Annotated in this window: 16 protein-coding genes; 6 read left to right on the top strand and 10 right to left on the bottom strand. The window is 39.3% G+C overall.

Going from position 1 to position 18,650, the window contains the following annotated elements:
• Positions 1-92: 92 nt before the first annotated feature.
• Positions 93-890, top strand: coding sequence for a GIY-YIG nuclease family protein (locus B3P16_RS18870; protein WP_070564333.1), 798 nt, complete (start codon positions 93-95; stop codon positions 888-890).
• 42 nt (positions 891-932) lie between these two features.
• Here B3P16_RS18870 and B3P16_RS18865 read toward each other — a convergent pair whose 3' ends face one another.
• Positions 933-2,531: a sulfatase family protein gene (locus B3P16_RS18865; protein ID WP_070564330.1), complete on the bottom strand. Its 1,599-nt coding sequence runs from the start codon at positions 2,529-2,531 to the stop codon at positions 933-935.
• 170 nt (positions 2,532-2,701) lie between these two features.
• On the opposite strand from B3P16_RS18865, the gene B3P16_RS18860 reads away from it, so the two are divergent.
• Positions 2,702-3,904 (top strand): MFS transporter, encoded by a 1,203-nt coding sequence (locus B3P16_RS18860; RefSeq protein WP_286843872.1) that lies wholly within the window; start codon positions 2,702-2,704, stop codon positions 3,902-3,904.
• A 60-nt stretch (positions 3,905-3,964) separates the two neighbouring features.
• Here the strand turns inward: B3P16_RS18860 and B3P16_RS18855 are convergent, their stop codons facing one another.
• Positions 3,965-4,765 carry a GNAT family N-acetyltransferase gene (locus B3P16_RS18855; protein WP_286843870.1) on the bottom strand — a complete coding sequence of 267 codons (801 nt, stop codon included), beginning with the start codon at positions 4,763-4,765 and terminating at the stop codon, positions 3,965-3,967.
• A 7-nt stretch (positions 4,766-4,772) separates the two neighbouring features.
• On the bottom strand, positions 4,773-5,762 hold the full coding sequence (locus B3P16_RS18850) for a GlxA family transcriptional regulator (protein WP_112374766.1): 990 nt from the start codon (positions 5,760-5,762) through the stop codon (positions 4,773-4,775).
• A gap of 305 nt (positions 5,763-6,067) precedes the next feature.
• Between B3P16_RS18850 and B3P16_RS18845 the strand changes: the two genes are divergently transcribed.
• Positions 6,068-6,994 carry an SRPBCC family protein gene (locus B3P16_RS18845; protein WP_286843869.1) on the top strand — a complete coding sequence of 309 codons (927 nt, stop codon included), beginning with the start codon at positions 6,068-6,070 and terminating at the stop codon, positions 6,992-6,994.
• A gap of 42 nt (positions 6,995-7,036) precedes the next feature.
• On the opposite strand, the gene B3P16_RS18840 is transcribed toward B3P16_RS18845, so the two are convergent.
• Entirely contained in the window at positions 7,037-7,906 is an 870-nt protein-coding gene (locus B3P16_RS18840; protein ID WP_286843868.1) for an alpha/beta hydrolase, read from the bottom strand.
• A gap of 244 nt (positions 7,907-8,150) precedes the next feature.
• Here B3P16_RS18840 and B3P16_RS18835 point away from each other — a divergent pair, with 244 nt between their 5' ends.
• Positions 8,151-9,020: a pirin family protein gene (locus B3P16_RS18835; RefSeq protein WP_070564311.1), complete on the top strand. Its 870-nt coding sequence runs from the start codon at positions 8,151-8,153 to the stop codon at positions 9,018-9,020.
• A gap of 115 nt (positions 9,021-9,135) precedes the next feature.
• On the opposite strand, the gene B3P16_RS18830 is transcribed toward B3P16_RS18835, so the two are convergent.
• The 3 genes from B3P16_RS18830 to B3P16_RS18820 all read right to left on the bottom strand — a co-directional run bounded on the left by B3P16_RS18830 (position 9,136) and on the right by B3P16_RS18820 (position 12,414).
• A complete protein-coding gene (locus B3P16_RS18830; RefSeq protein ID WP_286843867.1) occupies positions 9,136-10,371 on the bottom strand; it encodes an MFS transporter in 1,236 nt (411 codons plus the stop codon).
• Between the two features lie 201 nt (positions 10,372-10,572).
• Positions 10,573-11,808, bottom strand: coding sequence for a TCR/Tet family MFS transporter (locus B3P16_RS18825; RefSeq protein ID WP_336828676.1), 1,236 nt, complete (start codon positions 11,806-11,808; stop codon positions 10,573-10,575).
• Between the two features lie 135 nt (positions 11,809-11,943).
• Positions 11,944-12,414 carry an OsmC family protein gene (locus tag B3P16_RS18820; RefSeq protein WP_286751851.1) on the bottom strand — a complete coding sequence of 157 codons (471 nt, stop codon included), beginning with the start codon at positions 12,412-12,414 and terminating at the stop codon, positions 11,944-11,946.
• Between the two features lie 386 nt (positions 12,415-12,800).
• Between B3P16_RS18820 and B3P16_RS18815 the strand changes: the two genes are divergently transcribed.
• Both B3P16_RS18815 and B3P16_RS18810 read left to right on the top strand, forming a co-directional pair.
• Positions 12,801-13,910 carry a sensor histidine kinase gene (locus tag B3P16_RS18815; RefSeq protein ID WP_286751853.1) on the top strand — a complete coding sequence of 370 codons (1,110 nt, stop codon included), beginning with the start codon at positions 12,801-12,803 and terminating at the stop codon, positions 13,908-13,910.
• 28 nt (positions 13,911-13,938) lie between these two features.
• Positions 13,939-14,643, top strand: a complete 705-nt coding sequence (locus B3P16_RS18810) for a LytR/AlgR family response regulator transcription factor (RefSeq protein ID WP_115048652.1) — start codon at positions 13,939-13,941, stop codon at positions 14,641-14,643.
• Here B3P16_RS18810 and B3P16_RS18805 read toward each other — a convergent pair.
• From B3P16_RS18805 to B3P16_RS18795, 3 genes are all read right to left on the bottom strand, one after another.
• Complete coding sequence (locus B3P16_RS18805) at positions 14,599-17,730, bottom strand: lantibiotic dehydratase (RefSeq protein ID WP_286843865.1); 3,132 nt, start codon at positions 17,728-17,730, stop codon at positions 14,599-14,601. The two genes, B3P16_RS18810 and B3P16_RS18805, sit on opposite strands and share 45 nt — an antisense overlap.
• A gap of 12 nt (positions 17,731-17,742) precedes the next feature.
• Positions 17,743-18,111, bottom strand: coding sequence for a hypothetical protein (locus B3P16_RS18800; protein ID WP_286843864.1), 369 nt, complete (start codon positions 18,109-18,111; stop codon positions 17,743-17,745).
• Positions 18,112-18,197: 86 nt separating this feature from the next.
• The gene (locus B3P16_RS18795) at positions 18,198-18,341 is read right to left on the bottom strand and encodes a hypothetical protein (protein ID WP_159332940.1); all 144 of its coding nucleotides are present in this window, start codon (positions 18,339-18,341) and stop codon (positions 18,198-18,200) included.
• Positions 18,342-18,650 lie beyond the last annotated feature (309 nt).

Raw genomic sequence — 18,650 nt, 5'->3', positions numbered from 1 at the left:
GGATGAAATGAAGGGTGGGTGTATGCCTATTTTTATTAGCCATCATCTAAAACACTAAATATATTAGTATATTTGGGCGTGATTTTTATGTAATGACGAAAGAGCAAATTGCCGGATTGCTTGAAGGAGTACCTTCAGCAGTCGGCGTATATTATATTTATGATAAGCATGATGCGCTAATTTATGTGGGCAAGAGTATCGATATTAGAAATAGGTTATTGCAGCATTTTAGAAGTACAGATTTTAAGGAACGTAAAATCCAAGGAGCAGCCTGCAGAGTTGGATTTGAACTGACCGGTCATGAATTACTTGCGTTATTGTATGAATCTGACCTGATCAAAAAACACCAACCCTATTACAATCGAGCGCAGCGTCGAACTTACTATGGATTTGGCCTTTATCTGGCTGTGAATCCGTCAGGTTATCAAGTCTTGCAGGTTGAGACACTTGATCCCGAACGTGAAGAGTTAATGACTTTTTCGAGTTACCAGGAGGGGCGGGAGCAATTATTTCATATCGTGGAAGCTTATCAGCTGTGTCAAAAAATAAACAAGTTACAGACGTATACGAAACATTGTTTTCAGTATATGTTGAAGACCTGCAAGGGGGCTTGTATTGCGCAGGAGCTTCCAGAAGACTATAATCGAAGAGTGCAGGAATTTGTCGTCTCTTCGGAGCTTCCGCTGGGCGAAATATTTTTGGAATTTTTAGGGCGTAATCCAAATGAAAAGGGCCTTGTTTACTTGTTGGACGGTCGGTATAAAGGATTTGGCTACTGCAATAAGCGTGTTTCTAGCGAAAAGAAAAAGCGAGAAGCCATCGTCTTCAAGGCCGAGAACAGAGATGTTAGACGTATTTTGAGACGCTATTTCAAACTCAACCCTGTTTAAATTTTTATCAACACTGATTTACTGGCTTGATACACCAGTAAATCAGTGTTTCACCTTTGGTAAAAACTTTTTGTCGTTCTCATCGGAATCTTTATAGTAGGCTCGCGCTTCGTCCAGTTTATGATGCATTTCTTCACGTACGTTGTGGTATCCTTGTACATGGTATACATTCTGCATTTCCTGTGGATCTTTTTCTAGATCGTATAATTCCCACTCATCTTTGTCATAATAGAAATGGATCAGTTTGTACCTTTCGGTACGAATTCCATAATGTCGTTTTACCATGTGAATGGAAGGATACTCATAATAGGTGTAATATACGGCATCGCGCCATTGCTTTTCTTTTCCATTGAGTAGGCCACGAAAAGATTTTCCCTGCATATCTTTCGGGATTGCAAGTCCTGCATAATCTAGGATTGTTGGGGCAAAATCGAGATTCTGGACAAGTGCTTTTGAGGATTGGCCAGCTTTAATTTCTGCTGGATAGCGGATCAATAAGGGAGTTCGAAGCGATTCCTCATACATAAAACGTTTATCAAACCAACCATGTTCACCTAGATAGAATCCTTGGTCTGAGGTATAAATGACAATGGTATTTTCGTCAAGTCTATTATCTTTCAGAAATTCCAATAGGCGTCCAACACCATCGTCTACCGCTGCAACGGTACCCAGGTAATCTTGCATATAGCGTTGATATCGCCAGCGCATCAGGTCTTCTTTGGACATGCTGGGATATTTTATCTTAAAATCTGCCATAATTGGGTTGTATATTGAATCCCATGTTGCACGTTGTGCTGCGGTCATTCTTCCTAAGTTTCCATTAAAGGCAGCTTTATCCCAAGATAGATATTCTTTTAGTCCCAATTCATCCATTAGCGTAGGCGGTATCTTATTGTCACCAGCCCAGTTCATGTGTTTAAGGATATTCATTTCCGCGGTTTTTGCGGCGGTTCCTCTTCCTTCGTAGGTGTCGAATAGATTGTCCGGTTCTTTATAGGTTTTTGATGTATATTGTTGAATATGCCGTAAAGCAGGTAGCCATTCTCGGTGTGGCGCTTTTTGATGATAAAGCACACAGAATGGTTTACTAGTATCTCTTTTAGCGATCCAATCTAAGGTCATATCGGTGGTGAGATCCGATACATAGCCTGGCATTTGTTGTTTCACACCATTGATAATGAAGTTAGGATTATAATATTCGCCCTGGTCGATAAGTACCGCGGAGTAGTTGAATCCCTGTGGCAATCCATCCATGTGGATTTTACCAATTAATGCTGTTTGGTACCCATTTTTTTGAAGAATCTTGGCAAAGTTGTCCTGATTCCAGTCGAATTTTGCCTCATTATCAATTTTCCCATTCATATAACTGTGCTTTCCCGTTAAAAGTACAGCCCGACTGGGCGCACATAATGAATTTGTCACGGTCGCACGTGTGAAAATGGCACCTTCCTTTGCTAATCTGTCAATATTGGGTGTTTCATTTAATCCGTAACCATAAGCGCTGATCGCTTGATAACCATGGTCATCACTCATGATATATACAATATTTGGATGCTTTTTTGTCTGCTCTTTTTGTGCCAATGCCCAAAAAGGTACACATGCGTACAAGGTGAATGTAAGAATATAATGATGCAATTTCATGGTTAAGGTTTGTATGTGTTGCGACGATCGTTTTTACCACAAGCTAATATAGCTGTTTTCATTGAGACAAAGATGATGCTATTAGTTTAATGATACCTTTTACTATTTAAATGATTTGTTTATTTTATTATTCTGATAGAAATTTGCAGTATTGATAATTTTACTTATATATGAAGAAGAGTTTATTAGCACTTGCACTAGGGGGATTAGGGATAGGTATTACCGAATTTAGTATGATGGGGATGTTACCGGACGTTGCCCAAAGCCTGCAAGTTTCAATTCCGGAAGCTGGTTATCTCATTACCGCTTATGCTTTGGGTGTTGTTATTGGTGCTCCACTATTGGTAGTTGCTATGAATCGGTTCTCGCCCCTTAAAACCCTGATTACCCTCATGGGATTATTTACCCTGTTTAATGGGTTATCTGTGATTGCTCCAGACTACGGTCTTTTGCTGGTGTCACGATTTATTTCAGGATTGCCGCATGGTGCTTTCTTCGGTGTAGGGTCTGTCATTGCTAGTCGATTAGCCGATCCTGGGAAAGAAGCGCAGGCGGTAGCGACGATGTATTCGGGATTGACCGTTGCCAATTTATTTGGGGTTCCATTGGGTACCTATATTGGGCATCATTTTTCATGGCGTTATACTTTCTTATTGATTGTTGTCGTCGGTATTTTGACTATGTTAGCCTTAAAGTTGTGGATGCCTAAAATGAAAGCAGCACCTAAAAATAATCCCTGGAAGGACTTTGGCATTTTTCGCAATGTGAATGTCTGGTTTATGGTTTTATTATTTTCAGTGGCCCCAGGGGCGTTGTTTGCCTGGATAAGTTATATTGCTCCGCTGATGACTGAAGTGTCTGGGATTGCTGATAAATACCTGCCGTATATTATGGTGTTGGCTGGATTGGGTATGTTTGTGGGGAATTTGATCGGCGGGAAGTTGACGGATACTTTTTCGCCAACAAAGGTGGTCGTAGCCGTATTGGTGGTTCAGATTTTATGTATGCTGGCTATTTATGGCCTGTCCGACAACGTTGGGATATCCTTGGTGATGACTTTTTTAACCGGAGTCACTACTTTTGCGCTTGTACCTTCGTTAACCCTATTATTGCTTAATTCGGTAAAGAGTGATGCTGAAATGTTGGTTGCTTCTCTGGGGCCTGCATGTTTTAATATTGCGAATGCGTTGGGTGCTTTTTTAGGTGGTGTGCCTATTAATCAAGGCTATGGTTACACTTCTCCAGCTTTGGTTGGTGCGGTAATGGCGGCATTAGGGATAGTCATTTCTTTATGTTACATCCAACGAAGCAAAAAGCAGCCGACTATGGATAACAAAGAAGTTCTTGAGGATGCCGTTGGTCAACTTTCATAACCCTTCATGTCGTCTTGAAATTTGTTGTCGGTCCTAAGAAAATAGCGAATAGAATTGATGTTAACCAATATTTCCACCAATTCTATTGAAGATAGACTTAAATTGAACATCGATATTTTCCCCCAGGTACATGCGCTTGGCCCGGCGTTTTATAGGATTTCCTTGGTTCAATAGGAAGGAAACTGTGGTTGTATTCTCTTGAGGTAGTACAATTTTGGAATTTTGCCTTAAATAGAGTTTTAACAAAGCCATTCCGGCGGATTGTTTATTGGCGACAATAAGACCTTCTCCCAAAGTGGGAAGATAATAGCCGCGGACAGTTTCGTTCTCCACATAGACAAAGCCAGCCGTGAAATGTGGTTCTATTTCGAACCGTCTATTTTCGGCAGCAGTTTTCTGGTCGAGTGCCAAAAGTTGCTCGCTATAACGGGATTGATAGTGCTGTATGCTGTGGTCCGGTTCTTCAAGCTGAGTGATCTGTATATCATCAAAGAAAAGATAGGAAGAAGATTCCTTAAAGCCGAGTTTTGTGTAAACTGGTGCGCCCATATCCGTTGCAATGAGTTGGATGCTCTTGCATTTTTTGCTATTTGCTATACGAATAAGTTCTTGGGTGATGTGTTTCCCATAGCCTTTTCCTCTTTCATCGGCAGCAACGATAATATGTCCCAACCAGGCTACGTTACTATGGATAATGGTCGTACCTATGGCGACAATTTTCTGATCGACCAGGAGTTTTATGGGAAAACAAAAAGGGCTTTCTATATAGTGTTGTATTTTGATCGTGATATTGCCCCATCCTTCCGGACTTAGCGTTGTAATTATGGGAAGATCGGAAAACTGAATAGGATCAAAATTCATGTAGCCTCTATTTTATTGCGGTTTTATTGTACTTGTTTTTATATTCAAGGGGGGATAGTCCCGTAAACCGACGGAATATTTCACGGAAAGCCTTTACGTCAGTATACCCAATAGCGTACATTACTTCATTTACCGTTTTCCGCGAGCTTTCCAATTCCTTTTTTGCCGATTCCACTTTTATCCGTTGAAGATATTCCACAGGTGTATTACCTGTCGCTTTAATAAATCTACGGTCGAAATTCCGGCGTCCGACGGTGAATTTTTCAGATAACTTCTCCATGGAGATTTTTTCTGAGAAGTTATTCTCGAGATAGTCCTGTGCACGCATGACCATTTCATCGCCATGTGACTTTTGACCATTAAAGATCATAAAATCGGATTGCGTTTGTCTGGCAATATCAATTTGAAATATTTTGGAGCAATAAATCGCTGTCTGTCTGTCGTAAAACTTTTCAACCAGGTAAAGGAGGAGGTTGAGGAAGGAATAACCGCCACCATTGGTATAGATTCCCTGCTCATCGGTAATAATTTGTTCTGTTTTTAAGTTGACTTTGGGGAAGAGCTTATGGAAGTTTGCTGCTGATTTCCAATGGATAGAGCAGCTTTTGTTATCTAAAAGTCCCGTGGATGCGAGCAGATATGCACCGGTACACATGCTTGCAACATTTGCTCCTTTGGCATGATGGTGTAATATCCATTCTGAAAGAACGCTATTCCCAGCTTCTATTGCAGTAAAATTGGAAATGACAGCGGGTACAATAATGAGGTCTGTTTTTTGAATTGCAGTGATATCTTTCTGTGGCATGACCGTTAATAATCCATTGACAAAGTTACTCTGTTTAGAAACTCCTGCTAATTCTATAATAAATATAGGCTCCCTGTTCAGTTGATCGTAATAGCGGTTCGCTTCGGTGAATACATGGTATGTTCCAATAATGCACGATATGGTATTAGGGCCTGTCTGACTGTTTGGAACTAAGATCGTTAGGTGTTTCATGTTGAAAGTTTATAAGATTGAATAAACGATAGTACGCTTATTTGATACTATTCAAATATACCGAAACGACTTGTCTAAATCAACCGCTGAGAATGTCTATTTTACACCCCTTTTTGTGTTTTGAACTCCACTATATTTGATCTATAAATTTAAATTAATACGACAGGATGGTACAAATGATCGCAATATATAAGTTGACCGAAGAATCTTGGCACCTCATGATGATGATGTTCAGATTTACATATTTGATTCGATTGAGGTATAGGAAGATAAGAAGTATGAGTTAATGGTTAAAAATACGAAGAATGATGAAAAAGGAAGATTTTAAAATGAGTATTACCGTTGAAGCAGGAGCTCAACGCGTATTTGAAGCAATCAATAATGTCCGCGGATGGTGGTCTCAAAATATTGACGGGCCAACTACCGCTTTGCATGACGAGTTTATATATCATTATCAGGATGTACATCGTTGTCGAATAAATATAGAAACGATGGAAACGGATCGTAAAGTAGTCTGGCGGGTGCTCGAAAACTATTTTAAATTTACCCAGGATGAACGAGAATGGACGAATAGTTCCATTATATTCGATATTGTAGAAGACGCAGGTACAACTACATTACATTTTACCCACCAGGGGCTTAATTCCGATATGGAATGTTACAAGGTATGTCATGATGCCTGGACATATTACATAGCGGACAGCCTAAGACAATTGATTTTAACGGGGATGGGACAGCCTACTCCAAAGGAGGAAATAGCGCTGGACGCTATGGAAGAGAATCGCATACCACATGATCCTGGGACAAAAAGTATCTACCATAGATTGTTAATTGAAACTCCGGTAGAGACTGTTTACAAGGCGCTTACAACGGCGGAAGGACTAGCAGGCTGGTGGACACCAGATACGAAGGCAAAGCCAGAGATTGGTGCGATCCTGCGCTTTGGATTTGGTCCCAGCTATTTTAAAAATATGGAAGTTATTTCGCTGAAGCCTTATTCCAGGGTCGAGTGGCGCTGTGTCAAGGCATTTGAGGAATGGATTGGAACGACACTGACCTTTGAACTTGAACCTCAGCAAAAGGGATGTATGCTGCTGTTTCACCATGATGGCTGGACAAATTATAGTGCGGAATTCGCTTCCTGTAGTTTTGATTGGGCGCTATTTTTCAGGAGTTTAAAATTTTTCTGTGAAAAAGGAAAAGGGTTTCCTTATCCTGAATTTAATGTATAAAATTGCTGCAGGGGCATGATGTATTTTAGGGATAAAATAACACTATCGCAATAGATCGGCAATTGCATGCAGATAGTCTTTATTTTTAGAAAAATCATTATGTCCCTCCTTTGCCAACCGAATCAATTTATCCTGTTTTTTAAAGAATCTACTCAGTTTAATGGAAGAGTCAAAATAGACGGCTTTATCCTGGTCTCCGTGGAAGATGATCGTTCTACATTTTACTTTTTGTAATGCCGAAGCATTGTCGAAATGAAAGGGGAGCCCGCTTGTATCGAGCTCAGGAGCGATATGTTGCGTCCAATCTTCAAAACTATAGTAAGGTGCCTGAAGAATAAGTATTTTTGGGGCGTTATGCGAAGCAATAGTTGAAGCCAGTGCTGTACCCATCGATTGACCAATTATGATGATATGATCTTCCGGATAATGTTGTTTCAGGTTATCATAGACTATTTGCAGATCACTATAAAGTAGTTCTTCATTGGTTACTTTACCTTCACTTTTTCCGTAACCTCGGTAGTCTAACATAAAAAGATCATAGCCGTTATCAGTATAGATATTCGCAATTTTACCCCAAGTGTCTACCGCCCCATTACTGCCATGCAAATAGAAAATTAGTCCTTTGCTCTTGTCTGCCTTAAACAAGATCCCATGGAGTTTAACATGATCTGCTGTTGTGTTAAATTTTTCTTCATATTTGCCCTGAAAATGGAAGGTTGAATCTTGGAGCTTTTTGCCTGGAAATAGTTGTTCCTCAAGGATCTCATTCCAGTTTGGTTTCACTTTAGCCTTACTATTGGCTTGCGCATGTACTACGAGGTATGAAAAGATGAATAGCAGGAGTAATAGCATTGGACGTGACCAAAGGTGACGATAGAATTTTGTTAATGCGGTGGTATTGTTTAACTGCATAAATATACTTGGTCTATGATTTTTATTTAAGTTACACATTTCTGTGGCATCCAGAAAATGTGGGAATTCCTAGTTTTAGCGGTATCTTTCTTATAAACTTAATCTAGGTTAAGTTTACGCCTTAATCTAGGTTGTTGGAAGCAGACTTCTTCTTGTCGTACCTTTGAGATAGCAATTTAAAATGAAGTGATCATTTAGGCTTCAACTTAAATTCATCAAGAACGATAAAAAAGGAGATTATAACATGAAAAAATCAATTGAAAGAATTTTCCAACGTCCAGCTCAACCTGGCATGGTAGGAGATGGATTTCGTGTATTTAATATGATACCAGGGAATGGGATTTCCCAAAAGAGGATGAGTCCATTTCTTTTACTGGATTTCAATGCAGCATTTGATTTTGGACCTTCGGATCATATTAGAGGCGTGGATGTACATCCGCATAAAGGATTTGAAACCGTGACTATCGCCTACAAAGGTAGTGTAGCCCATCATGACAGTTCGGGGAATAGCGGTGTTATTCGTCCGGGTGATGTACAATGGATGACTGCCGGCGCTGGCATATTGCATAAAGAGTACCATGAAGAGGAATTTTCAAAGAAAGGCGGATTATTTGAAATGGTTCAGCTCTGGGTTAATTTACCAGCGAAAGATAAATCAACAGCGGCGCACTATCAGGCAATTACTGCCGATCAGATGGGGAAAGTCGTGTTGCCCGATGCGGCAGGGGTAGTCAATGTCATCGCGGGGAAATTTCAGGATATGGTTGGACCAGCGAGCACCTATACCCCTGTCAATCTATTTGACATCAAATTGGAAGAACAGCATGAAACGAACTTTTTGGTTCCACAAAATCATAATACAGCGATGCTCGTTGTGAATGGCGAGGTTGTAGTCAACGGTGAACTTGCTAAGGAGCATAGCTTTGTCTTATTTGGTCATGATGGTGAAGAGATTTCGATAAGGGCAAATAAGAATGCAGTTTTACTTGTGTTAAGTGGTGAACCCATTGATGAACCTATCGTGAGTTATGGCCCATTTGTAATGAATACACAGGCGGAGATTTACCAAGCCTTTGAAGATTTTCAAGCTGGCAAGTTTGGCGTACTTGAATAAATGAAATAAATTTCCATACATGGCTTATATCCTTAATATGTAGGCCATGTATGGAAATCAAAATAGAAAAGATTGTCCGTTAACTTGCATTTCTTTGGATTGTCGTGCTCAACGACTAAGAAAAGTTTTTTGGTCGTCTATCATAGCCGACATGCACGATGAGGACCAGTAGTGTACAACAAAAGCCGGTCAATACCACGCCATTCCATTGAAAGTATTTCCAAGCCAGGGAGGCCAAGTAACTACCAAATGATCCACCGGCAAAGTAACTAAACATATAGACTGTATTTAGTCGGTTGGTTGCCCCTAGATTTAAGGCAAAAAAAGCAGATTGATTGCTGATATGCATGGATTGTAAACCCAGGTCGATTAAGATTACACCGGTTATTAATCCGATATAGCTATTCCCTCCGATGTAGAATACAATCCAGCTCAATAGCAGGATAAATATGGAACCAAGAATAATGGTATACGTAGAAACACGCGTTGCAATCCTGCCGACCACTGATGCTGCCAGCGCGCCAACAGCCCCTATTAATCCGAAGGATCCCGCTACAGCAGAACCTGCGTAGAAAGGAGCTTCCTGTAAATGAAATACTAATGTAATCCAAAAAGCACTGAATCCAGCAAAGCCTAAAGCCCCTCTGAGTGCAGATAGCTGTAATACCCGTTGAGTTTTTGTCAGATGGACCAAGGAGTGCATTAATTGTAGATAAGTACCTTGAAATGTCGGTTTTACATCAGGTAGTGCGAAAGCTAATAATAACATGAATAAAACCATTAATGCTATAGCTATATAATAGATTGCTTGCCATCCCCAGATATCGCCAATAAATCCAGCTGCGACACGGGAAAGCAGAATACCCAATAGTAAGCCACTCATGACCATTCCGATTGATGAATTGCGTTTTTCCGGAGCAGCAAGTTCGGCTGTCAGGGGGACCAGCATTTGAGGAACAACAGAGCTGAATCCAACCATAAAGCTTGCGATATAAAGCAGCTCGACGTTAGGTGCTAAAACCATAGTCATTAAGGATGCTATGATGAGCAGAAATATGGTTAATATTAATTTCTTTCTTTTTATCATATCTCCCAAAGGGACGATAAACAGTAGCCCAGTTGCAAAACCGATCTGTGTGAGCATAGCAATCATGCTAATTGCCGCTTCACTAACGTGAAAGTCTTTTGCCATCAATCCCAAAAGCGGCTGATTATAATAGTTGTTGCCGACGACAATTCCCGTTGTCAAGGTAATAAGCCATAAAAGGGGCTTCGTCAATACAGGTAGATCCGGTTTTGAGTTTACCTGAGGTTCTTTGCTTTGATCTGCTATTTTTGCTGTATGTATCATCTCGAATTGTATTTCCTTGGCCGCAAATTTAAAGAGAGAATTGTTGGCAGAAATGAAGAATTCGATCCATGAATTGAAGAATTGAAGTTTGATTAACATCAATAGTGTAAAACTCAACAGGCCTATGCAGTTCTTAGATGCATAGGCCTGTTGAGTTTTAAATGAAGATAGGCGAAAATATTGTGCACTGATCAATCAGGTTTAAAGATTTATTTGCTGATTTCTCTTTTTGCGAGAAGCATTATAGACAATGATCACACTAATCGTCATCAGGATAAATGCTAAGAAAAACGGCGCACCCGAAAATTTAAATGGTGCTTGGTCATGGGTGAAATAATAAAATAGGTTTGTCATCATCGGTGGACCAATAATCGATGTTGCACTCATCAAGCTTGTTAATGCACCTTGAAGTTCACCCTGTTCGTTTGAAGGAACATTTTTTGTAATAACCGATTGAAGAGCTGGTCCACAAATACCACCCAAGCAATAGGGGATAAGGAATACAAACATCATCCATCCTTCGCTTGCAAACGAGAATAACAGTAGTCCAATAGCATACAGGGTCAATCCATAGAAAATGCTTTTTTGTTCACCAAGTTTGGGCGTTGTCCATCGAATTAAAACACCCTGAACCAGTCCAATCAATAATCCAATAACACCTAATGAGATACCCACCATTCTTTCTGTCCAGTCGAATTTATACATGGTGAAGAAGTTCCAGTTACTTTGAACTGCGTGGCCTGCGATATATATTAAAATTAAGGCAACGATTAATCCGGATATTTCTGGATGTTTTCCAAGAAACTTAAAGGATCCAATTGGATTTGCGCGTTTCCATTCAAAAGCTCTACGTTTTTCTTTATCTAAGCTCTCAGGTAAGATAAAATAGCCATATAGAAAGTTTAGCATACACAGTCCTGCGGCCGCATAAAAGGGAACCCTGGCACCATAGTGACCGAGCAGACCGCCAATAACTGGGCCGATGATAAAGCCTAGACCAAATGCAGCGCCTATCAAGCCAAAGTTCTTTGCCCGATCTTCATCCGTAGATATATCGGCGATATAAGCACTTGCCGTTGTAAAACTAGCACCTGTCAATCCGGCGATAACGCGTCCTAAGAATAGCCAACCTATAGTTGGTGCGAGGGCAAGAAAGATGTAGTCTACCGCAAAGCCAAAAAGTGAAATCAATATAATTGGCCTTCTGCCATATTTATCGCTGAGGTTACCAACGACGGGAGAACAGATGAATTGCGTGAAAGCATAGGCAAAGCCGAGCCAACCGCCATATTTTGCCGCTTCACTAACATCGCTATGAATCAATTCCTCGATAAGTTTTGGGACGACAGGAATAATGATTCCCCAACCCGTAATATCGATTAGTAGTGTAATAAATATGAATCCGATTGCTGCTTTTTTCTTGGAATTTTCCATCATGATTCAAAAGTAATGAAATCCTTAAAAACTTGTTTGTTATTTAATTACTAATTTGTGGTGAGTGTCGCATTTTCGATACCGTTAACAAATCGAAAAGAGGAAGCTTTTTTCTTTCGATAGCGTGCCCATTTCTGGTTAAATCGCTTGACATTTGGGATGGTGCAGCACCGTGAAATTACATGAATTCGCAATAAAACACAGTTTATTTGCTTGGGTATGTAAGGATAAAGCAAGTTCTATCTGGGATTCATCTGTGATGAGAACCTCGGGGTGTAATATAACTTCTGTAAAACGACCACTTCCATCTCCATCCGTTTCCAGGGTAGCGATAGCATTGTCCTTATAGGATAAAATCTCAATGCTATTTTTCGAGCAGACGTATAAATAGGACATCATGTGGCAAGAAATCAGGCTGCTCAGCAGCAAATCTTCCGGATTGTACAATGCGGGGTCACCCTTGAATGCTTTTGCTGCGGAAACTTGCAGGTCAGCTTTCCCCTCGATCGCGATGTGATGGCTTTTTGTATAAATTTTTGAACCTACAGCACTAGGCTGTTCAGGATGATTCCAAGCCAAGGACGCTTTAAAGATATGTTTGTAACTCATTTTGTTTCAAATTTAAGGTATTCTCCGATAACCAAAGCTGCATAAAAGTAGTTGACATCTAATTGTTGTTTATGGGGGTTCTATAAAATTAAATATACGGAAGATCGCAATAAATTTTTTGCCAACCCCATCAATCGTTCATTTTATGGACAATTTATGGTTGAAAATTTAAAGCAATATATTTGTTACAATTTTATTCTTTTCTGCGTAATTCTATTTTTTGGTTTGTTCAGATCTTAATTGAGATATATTCAGATTGTTAGCGTTATAGGTTGTTGTTTTTTGTCGCAGAAATGTCTTTTTGCGTTCTCGCATAGCAAGTCAGACTACCACAAACTAAAGGATATCATTATATTAGACTGATATTATCGAAAAGTATGCTATCTATGAACAGGTTTTTCCAAAATTACAATACGGGAAAACGTATTATTCTTCATTTGTGTTTTTGGTTTTTGGTTTTGGGAATGCAATTCATTTCCTATCAGCGGATAGATATTGATAATTCCTGGATTTTGTTTGTAAAGGACGTATTTTCTTTGTTGACCATATTTTATGTAACAGCGTATGTCATCATTCCGCGCTGGTTTATTCCAGGAAAGTTTGTGTTGTGTATATTGTGGTTATTGTTTATTTATGCCTGGTGGTCGTTTCTAAGTTATTTTGCAGCCCTATTAACATTGAAATATCTAACACCAGATGTTCGCCTGTCAAGCTATCTTGAAATAATACTAAGTCAAGGAATCTTCGGTGCTTTTCGCCTTTCTTCCATTAGCGATTATTTGTTGGATTTTATTTTTCTGGTGGCCCTGCCTTTGACCGTAAAAATTGTACAGGCGTTTATGTCTGTCCGAAATTCAAAAATGAAACTCGAATTGAAAAATTCAGCACTTGAGTTGAACAATGTCCAGTTGGAACTTGCTTTTCTAAAATACCAGATTAATCCACATTTTTTACTTAACACACTTTATAGCATCTATGTGCTGGTATCCGATCATGATGAAAGAGGCGGCGAAAGTATGATGCGTTTAAGCAGTATGATGGTGTATTTACTGCATGAAAGTAATCAACCCAGGATAGAAATTAGTCGCGAATTTCAATTGCTAAAGGATTATGTTGAATTGGAAAAGTTACGCTATAGCGAGACCGTGCAGATCAATCTTAATTTGGCGGCTGAAGACGAAAGCTGCATGATGGTTCCTTTGATCTTTTTTCCGTTTGTAGAAAATGCATTCAAACACGGACCTCGGCTAAGCTCTTCGGCGGGATGGATATCCATAGACATTAAGGTGAAGGATGACAAGGTGTATATGCACGTGGCTAATGCATATAGGGAACTTTCAAAACCAGAAAATTATATCGGCGGATTAGGGATAGAAAATGTAAAAAAACGACTGGAACTTCATTATCCTCATCATCATAATTTGGAAATAAAGTCGCATGAGGGTGTATTTAGTGTTAATCTTGTTGTAACTTTACATTCGGAAACAGAGCCGTAGCACCAAAGCAGCGGGTTGCGAAGTACTTATGAATAGAATTAAAACTATCCTTATTGAAGATGAGCCTATTGCGAGAGGTCGCCTGGAGAAATTAGTTTCCAAATTAGGCCTGATCGAAATATTGGGTGTATTTGAAAACCCATTGCAAGCAATTGACGTTTTAAGGCAGCAGGAGGTAGATCTCATTTTGTCCGATATAGATATGCCTGAAATGGATGGAATTACCTTTCTCAAAGGACTTGCTCATCCACCATTTGTTGTTTTTATAACTGGGCATTATGAGTATGCGGTTGATGGGTTTGAATTGGAAGTAATCGATTATATCTTAAAGCCACTCCTGACGGAAGAGCGATTGATCAAGGCAATTGAAAAAGTTCAAAAGGCAATCTTGTTTTCTCGAAGAGGGGCACAGGGTGAAAGAAAAGCGATTAAGATAAAGGATCGGAACAAAACTATTTTTATAGATCCTGCAGATATTTTCTATCTAAAAGCCTGGGGGGATTACATTCAAATTTATACGTTAGAAGGTATGCAGACTTTGCTGTCGACCATGAAAGATATGGAAGCAGAACTGCCTTGGGATATGTTTGCTCGTATGCATCGATCCTATATTGTCAATATCAAACAGATCAAGGGTGTTGAGGCAAGTAAAGTCATTCTGAAAAATGGGACAGAACTCGGTATTGGTTTACAATATCGTAATCAGCTCTTCGCGAAGATGGGACTTATATAATTTATCGGGTTCATAGGTTATACGTTTTTTCTGTTTCCCAATTTGCATTTTATAATAGCCAACCATAAAATGGTAAACAGCAAGTTCATGTAAGCGTTGATCGGACATGAACAATCGGTTAATGAACATATGAATGTAGCTTGATAGTAACGATGTTCGGGCTGACTTGAATTCATCTTGATCGGTATGACTCCGTAAGGTGTTAAATATGCTGTATTGAAGTGCATTTAGTTTCTTTTTCGATTCTTCAGGGTTGTCTAAAGGTTTGTCGAACCAGTCTTTTTTCTCTTTAAACTTATTGTTGAGATGAATCCAAAGGTTTTTATTATTATCAAATTCTTGCTGATAAAGGGTATTCATCTGTATGCAGAAATCTCTTTTCTCGATCAGTGTAAATTTTGCAGCTTCTAATAGCGACTCAATATTTTCGAAAGCCAGGCGCCATCGATCATTGATTGAAGTACTTTGTTGGATAACCTTCAGTACCGTTTCGCTCTGTTGATAGAATAGCTCCTCACTAAGTTCCATACAAAATGGGGTATATCGTTCAATCTCCCGTGTATAAGTGTCAAAGGATAGCGTTGATATCTGTCCATCTTTAATAAACTGTTCCAATAGGGTATTAAGCGTGGATATAACGAAATAATACTGGCTTGGATCTGAAAGCTCAACTCTAAATCGAATGTGGGGTGATGGATCGTTGTAGCGTATAAAAAACCATTTTTTTAGGACATCTTGTTGATTAAGTGTCGCTACGATTAGGGGGAAAATTTCCTTTAACAAGGTGTCTGCAACATGTAAACCACAATAGATCTTGGCGTAAAGCCATTCACTGCTCAAGGGGAAGCATCTTTTTAGGTTACTTTCTTGAGGGGCTGATTCATTTGTGAAAGTCTCCTGCTGTGATTCTATTGGAATAATGATTTCGTTGGCAAAAATATGTCCATCTTTATCGCAGGCTACTGATGAATAGTCATTCAGGATATATTCGGTTAATATGATCTCTCTTTTGCACATATGATCCAATACGATTTCTATGCAAAAAGGATTGTCTAAATTTATCAACAATTCATTATCGCCACTGCTGATGATGACCATTGCAGGAATTGCTAGCTCCGCTTGTATATTTTTTATGAAAGCCTGAGGGGTACTGGGGTATTTCGCTATTTTTTGAATTCGCCATTGTGCTCTAGACAAGATAATATTTTTGTAGCTTATTCTTGGGAGTCTCGGCTGCTCCTTCATAATCCCCCAATTCCAGGAAAGATCCAACCTATTATTTTGGAACTGAAAATCTGCGAGAAACTTATATATATTCATACCCTGTTCAAAATTGTGGGCGGTAGTTAAACGGGGTATAACCATTTTATTGAATTTCCTGGACCACAAGATTAGGCGCTGGTCTTTGATGAACAGGTATAAGTCATTAACATCAATTTGCTCTTGTTCTTTATCGATTGTCGGGCTTAGACAAATTGATGCTTTTCGCAGCGCAGGTCTATAAATGATATTTCCAGCATTATTGTCTGGGTAATGACAAATCTCGGCAAGTATCGCATTTGGAAACTGCTGTTGCTCTGTGTCGGCAGATTCCTTCAACTTGTTATTCAATTTTTCATCCAGATGTGCAAATCTGGAAATTAAGTTTCCTGATGACGAACCACCAATGGTAACCAGATTGAAGAATAAGTTTTCCTGACATGAACTTCTAAGGAGATTGCCGATGGCATAGCATGAAGAAGGGATCGTATTGACAGTTTGTTTACGTTGTTTAGCGATATGATCTAGATCTTTGCTGGTCAGCTGAATTTCGGTGAATTGATTTTTTACACTTTCTACAAATTTTTCAATGACCAGATCTTGATAATGGTGGTCGCCATATTTTTTTTCGCCCGCCGGGGTGATGTTGTTAACTTCCCCGAGTATTTCATCCGTTATATTGTAAACACCTTCTTGACGTCCGTAACCAATCCCAATATCGGGGTCTAGAGCTGTCGTTAGCGGAACCATTCTATCTTCATATTTAACAGAGAACGCAGCTCTAAACCGATCAAAATCTGTTAACTTAGCCTGGCTGCAAAGTGGTAGTAAATCCTGAAATTGATCTCTTATGTGATCTAATGCGGTATCTGATAAATTGTTTTCGTCCATCCCTATGAGAAGGTCCCCCTGTAACGAATTGGTCATATCGAGGTCTGGAGCCAAAGGCTGCAATAATTTAAGGATGGCGGTTCGGATCTCAATGACAGATTGAGAACTATGAAGCCATTTTCTTATCGTTAATAAAGGATTTAAATAATTTCCCTCCTTATCCACTCTTTCAAGCGTCGTTATCAGGCTGTCCAGATAACCTCGGCCAATGACATTGGGCTGTAATTCAGAGGATATGATTCCAAGGCTGATGAGGTTATTGACGAATAGGGCCGCATGCCTTATCGATGCTCCAAGACCTTGCAGCAGATCGATTAATGATTGATAATGACTAGTTTTCTTATTGTGTTCAAAGTATTGGATGACTCGATCCAAAACTGGAGTAAGCCTTATACGTTTCAGGATATGCTGTCCTTTCTTCCCATTTGTCACTTTTTGATAATATTTGTAATATTTACCATCTAAGTATAAGGTGGGATTGAGACGATAATAGAGTTGACTGTAAATTCTTTTGTCTTTTGATATCTGTTCAATAATTTTTGTCAAAATGGTGGTATCCAGTTTTAAAACAGCTTGATTTGCATTTGACCTGATTAACGATACCTTTTTTTCGGAGACGGCAATGTTCCCAAAAGATACCCCTGCGAATAAACCGAAAGGCGTACTTCTGGTGCTCATCCTAATCGCATATTTGAGTAGTGAAGCGATCATTTTTGAGCTGCTTTCTTTCTTGTATTCAAGCCATTTTTGAACTTCCGCCGAGAAGGCCGGGCTTGCCAGAAATAAGGCTTCTTTTAATTGCTCATTTTGAAACAAATGACGAAGTTTCTCTTCTATTTCATGTCGCTCAGTTATCGTTAAAAGATCAACGGCAGATGCAGCTGGAAGTAGCGGCGTGCGCAGAAGAAAATAATCGGATAAGTGGAATAATGACATGAATTAGTTGGACTAGTATTGCATGACTTGTTTTATACAAGACTGAAAAATCTGGGGCGAAATTGGTTTTTGCAGCGCAAAATGCTTCCTGTTTTTGATAAATTCTGGATATTGCCAACGTGACACGGCGGAGGTGATGATCAGGATTGGAATATCAGCGATCAATTCGGCTAGTGTATTAATATTACCGCCGCTAACAATGAGATCGAGGAATAGGATGTCTGCAGATTTTAGATCATGGCTAAATAATGCTGGATTTTCAATGTCTTCAACCATCTTAATCAATTGAAGATCTGGAAACATGTGAATGTATTCAACTATTTTTTTTGTCGCCAGTGGTTCATCCTCAATGAGAATACATTTAAGCTTGGGTGAAGTCATATACTCGATTCTTTTTTATTTATTAGGCAATAAAGACGATTGCTGTAAAGGCGCCTACCAGAACGCCTTCACAGCGTTATCCTCTTTTATATTACTTTTGAAGATGTAACTGTCTTAATAGTTACCAGTTCCATATCATCAAAATCAAAAAATGAGATCGGTTCTACCGCGCAGACAGTTTGTACATCCAGTACAAAATCCTCTGCTAAAAAATTTTCAATGTTTTCCATAGTTATACGTTTAAATTGTAAACAAATGTGCTCGCTATGGAAAAGAACAACGAAAAATATCGACAGAATTGAAAATGAATCAGACGAACTAAAGAATCTATTCGACGAAAAAAATAGTGTCTGTTGCTATTTATGTTCGCGATGTAGTAGACTTTGTTTGCAGAGCCTGCCAGATCATCATGGACATTGAAAGAAGTTCTATTGTGTGTTTCTGGAAAATTCGACGAAATAGCATTTGAGTACGATGAAACAGCAGTAGCTTCATTGTAGTATTCCATCTGGTTCGTTATCTTAGATTCGTCTATTTTA

Source organism: Sphingobacterium sp. UBA7631 (assembly GCF_002483935.1).
Classification (GTDB): domain Bacteria; phylum Bacteroidota; class Bacteroidia; order Sphingobacteriales; family Sphingobacteriaceae; genus Sphingobacterium; species Sphingobacterium multivorum.
This window is presented reverse-complemented; position numbering and strand designations above follow the sequence as displayed.